The sequence below is a fragment of the Mesorhizobium sanjuanii genome, from assembly GCF_002529485.1.
GTDB lineage: Bacteria > Pseudomonadota > Alphaproteobacteria > Rhizobiales > Rhizobiaceae > Mesorhizobium > Mesorhizobium sanjuanii.
Map to the genome: position 1 here is coordinate 1 of NZ_NWQG01000090.1, position 3,916 is coordinate 3,916.

Sequence of the window (3,916 nt, forward strand, 5' to 3'; positions counted from 1 at the left end):
GGCGGCGCCAGTTTGCGAGGACAGTCCGCGATTGCCGTGCTTGGCCACCGGAACGCCGCAGGCGGCGATGACGAAGGCGGATGCGGTCGAGATGTTGACCGAATGTGAATTGTCGCCGCCGGTGCCGACGATGTCGATAGCACCTTCGGGCGCATCGACGCGCAGCATCTTGGCGCGCATCGTGGCGACGGCGCCGGAAATCTCGCTCACCGTCTCGCCGCGCACGCGCAGCGCCATCAGGAAGCCGCCGATCTGGCCGGGCGTGGCGTCGCCCGACATGATGATGTCGAAAGCCTCGCGCGCTTCCTCGAAGGACAACGCGGTTCCCGTGGCGATCTTGGCGATGTGGGTCTTCAGCGCGCTCATCTGGTCAGGGCTTGGGCAACGGCGGTCTGGTCGATGCGAACATCGTATTGCGTCTGCAACTGCGCCACCAACTGGTCGAGCAAATCGTCGGACATGCCTGACGTGAAGGATTTCCGCACATCGTCCGGCAAGGAACTGGCGTCGGCTCCGGCAGGCTCGAAGACCTCGGCGACCTTGTACAGGATCTGTCCGTCACCGGTGGGCGAGGGAATCAGGCCGGTCCCGCCTTCGCCGACGCCGAACATGGCAGCCGCCCCTTCCTTGCCGAAATCGACGTCGTCGGCCTCGCGCTTGACGCCGCGCTTGGTCTGCTTCTCGAGCTTGAGCTCGCCGGCGATCGCATCGAGCGTGGCGCCGGCCTTGAGACGCTTTTCGAGCTCCTCCGCCTTCGCGGTGAGCCGCTTGGTCGTTTCGGCCGCCGTCCAGTCGGCCACCACCTTCTGGCGCACTTCCTCCAGCGTACGGTCGCGGGCCGGCGTGATGCCATCCACCTGGTAGAACACGAAGCCGTTGTCGGCGGTGGTAAGGTCCGGATTTTCCGTGCCGGGTTCGGCGCTGAACACGGCCTTGATGAGCTCCGGCGATTCCGGCAGATCCTTGACGATGCTTCCGTCCGGCCGCTGACCGGTGCGATCGATCGCGTCAATGGTGACGACCTTCAGTTTCAGCTTGTCGGCCGCTTGCGCGAGCGAGCTGCCCGACGCGCGGATATCTTCGTAATTGTCATGCACGTCCAGAAGGATGCGGTTTGCCTCACCCAACGCCAGATCCTTGCGGATCTCGGCGGACACTTCGGCCAGCGGCTTCACCACTTCGGGCTTGATGTCGGTGACGCGCAGCAGCACCGGGCCGAAGGCGCCTTGCACGACCGGGCTGACTTCATTGACGTTGAGCGCGAACGCCGCATCCGCCACCGCCTTGTCGGCGATCTTGTCCCGGGCCAGCGTGCCCAGCAGCGTATCGGCAGGCGTCTTGCCTTCGGCGACGACGATCTTGTCGAAGGTAGCACCGGTCTGCAGCGAATCGAGCGCGGCCTTGGCGGCTTCGGGCGTCTTGAAGACGAGCTGTTCGATGGTGCGCAATTCCGGCGTGGTGTAACGCGCCTTGTTCTTGTTGTAATCGTCGCTGACCTGCTGGTCGCTCACGGCGCTCAAATCCACGATATCTTGCGGTTCGAGCCGGACATAGGAGAATTTGCGATATTCCGGCGCCGCGTAGGTTTTCTTGTTTTCCTCGAAATAGGCCGAAAGCACTGTGTCGGACGGCGCTTCGATCGGCTCGACCAGCGATTTCGGCAGTGTCACATAGTCGATGGTGCGGTCTTCGCCGCGATAGAGCGCGACCGCCTTGAAGAAGGCATCCGGGGCCTTGAGACCATCGGATACCGCCTCGACGATCTGCTGGCGTACCGCCACCTGGGCGCGGTTCCTGAGGTAGTCCTCGGGCCGCATGCCGGCCTGTTGCAGCATATAGTCGAAGGTCCGCCTGTCGAACTGGCCCGCGGGTCCCTTGAACGCCGGATCATCGCGCGTGAGTTCGGCCAACCTGTCCTTGGAGAGGCCGAGTCCGAGCTTGCGAGCCTGTTCGTCAAGCACGGCGCCCGAGACGAGTTGCGCCAGCACCTGATTGTCGATACCGAGCGCCTTCGCCTGCTCGTGGGTTATGCGCTGGCCGAACTGCTGCGACATCAGGCTGAGCTGACGATCATAGGCGAGACGGTATTCGTTGACCGACACTTTGGTGCCTCCAACCGTGACGACGGAGTCGTGGCCAGCGAGACCGCCCGCCAGTTCTCCGGAGACGCCCCAGACGAGGAAACTCAACACCAGCAGAGACAGCAACAGTTTCGCGACCCAGGTTCCCGCCGCGCTTCTCAACGTACCAAGCATGTTTACTTCCGATTTTTGCGCATTTTCCACTGCGCCCGAGTCTGAAACAAGCGCAATAGCGCCCTTCCGGCCCACTGTCGATTGCTTTGTGGCCTGATTTTGGTAGTGAGAGCATGAGCCGAATATCGCCCGGAGAAGCAAACCAATGACGCCAGGAATCCGACCGCTGGTCGCAGGCAACTGGAAAATGAACGGCACCAGCGCCTCGCTCAACGAACTCAGGATGATCGGCAACGGCTTCATGAGCGGGCTCGATGCGGAGACCGAAGCGCTGGTCTGCGTTCCGGCGACGCTGCTTGCGCATGCCGCGGAGATTCTGTCGCGCACGCCGGTGCGGGCCGGGGGCGAGGATTGCCACACCAAGGAAAGCGGCGCCTATACCGGCTGCATCTCGGCCGAGATGCTGAAGGATGCCGGCGCCAGCCACGTCATTGTCGGCCATTCCGAACGCCGTGAGCAAAGCGGCGAGGACGACGCAACGGTTCAGGCCAAGGCGTCGGCCGCATGGCGCGCCGGGCTTGTGGCCATCGTTTGTATTGGCGAGACCAGGGCCGAACGCGAAGCCGGTGCCACGCTCGACGTGCTGTCGCGTCAGGTTGCCGGCTCGGTGCCGCCCGACGCCACGGCGTCGAACACCGTCATCGCCTACGAGCCGGTATGGGCGATCGGCACGGGGCTGACGCCCACTGCCGCCGATGTCGCCGAAGCGCATGCGCATATCCGTGAAAAACTGTCGGAAAAGCTTGGCGGTGCCGCGGCCAAGATGCGCATCCTCTATGGCGGCTCGGTCAAGCCTTCCAACGCGGTCGAACTGCTCGGCGTCAGGAATGTCGATGGCGCGCTGGTCGGCGGCGCCAGCCTGAAGGCGGCGGACTTTCTCGGCATCGCCGAAGCCTACCGGAATATCTCGTAATATCCGGAGCTCTTGCTGACCTCGAGCGGGCGGCGCGGCTGCGCGAAATCGTTGCAAAGGGCGCGTTGCTTCCCATATTCCGGCCACGGGCTTGGAAATGCCGTCAAAGCATTGTATTGAGCCGCCTCCAAATCACCGGTCGTATCCGCGGCCGCGCAAGGCTTTGCCAGGATAAACTATGGAAACCGTACTGATCGTCGTCCACCTCATGGTCGTGCTCGCTCTTGTCGGCGTGGTGCTCTTGCAGCGCTCCGAAGGCGGCGGCCTCGGCATCGGCGGCGGATCCGGCTTCATGACCGCGCGCGGCGCCGCCAACGCGCTGACGCGGGCGACGGCGATCCTGGCAGCGGCTTTCTTCGCCACCTCACTGACATTATCGATCGTCGCCCGCTATGGCGAGAAGCCGATCGACATTCTCGACCGCGTGCCGGCAACGGATGGCGCAGGCAAGGGCGTGCTCGACCAGTTGCCCGGCACCACGGCTCCAGCGCCGCCCTCCGGCACCACGGCGCCGTCCTCCAACAACGTGGCACCGCCCTCCGGCAATGATGCCGCGGCGACGCCCCCGGCAACCGCTCCGGCTTCGCCGCCCGCGGCGGGTTCGACCACGCCGCCGGCCACGAACGGTGTTACCTTGCCGGTCACGCCGCAGGTTCCAAACCAGTAATTGTTAATGGTTGGTTTCCGCGATCTGTTGTTGTTTGAACACAGTCGCGGCAAATGCCGCAAGATCACGAAGAATCGACCG

3 protein-coding genes and 1 pseudogene are annotated in these 3,916 nt (G+C 63.9%); 2 read left to right on the top strand and 2 right to left on the bottom strand.

Features of this window, described 5'->3' with window-relative positions:
• Nucleotides 1–366, bottom strand: a pseudogene (locus tag CN311_RS15265) (anthranilate phosphoribosyltransferase); the annotation flags it as partial.
• Complete coding sequence (locus tag CN311_RS15270) at nucleotides 363–2,255, bottom strand: SurA N-terminal domain-containing protein (protein ID WP_097574622.1); 1,893 nt, start codon at nucleotides 2,253–2,255, stop codon at nucleotides 363–365. The gene CN311_RS15270 and the pseudogene CN311_RS15265, both read right to left, overlap by 4 nt.
• A gap of 145 nt (nucleotides 2,256–2,400) precedes the next feature.
• Between CN311_RS15270 and tpiA the strand changes: the two genes are divergently transcribed.
• Both tpiA and secG read left to right on the top strand, forming a co-directional pair.
• Nucleotides 2,401–3,168, top strand: coding sequence for a triose-phosphate isomerase (tpiA, locus tag CN311_RS15275; RefSeq protein ID WP_097574623.1), 768 nt, complete (start codon nucleotides 2,401–2,403; stop codon nucleotides 3,166–3,168).
• Between the two features lie 178 nt (nucleotides 3,169–3,346).
• Nucleotides 3,347–3,835 (top strand): preprotein translocase subunit SecG, encoded by a 489-nt coding sequence (gene secG, locus CN311_RS15280; RefSeq protein WP_097574624.1) that lies wholly within the window; start codon nucleotides 3,347–3,349, stop codon nucleotides 3,833–3,835.
• The last annotated feature ends 81 nt before the right edge of the window (nucleotides 3,836–3,916 follow it).

Bases quoted from the DNA above. Each gene is read 5' to 3' on its own strand.
- secG (WP_097574624.1), top strand. From the start codon at position 3,347: ATGGAAACCGTACTGATCGTCGTCCACCTCATGGTCGTGCTCGCTCTT.
- CN311_RS15270 (WP_097574622.1), bottom strand. From the start codon at position 2,255: ATGCTTGGTACGTTGAGAAGCGCGGCGGGAACCTGGGTCGCGAAACTG.
- tpiA (WP_097574623.1), top strand. From the start codon at position 2,401: ATGACGCCAGGAATCCGACCGCTGGTCGCAGGCAACTGGAAAATGAAC.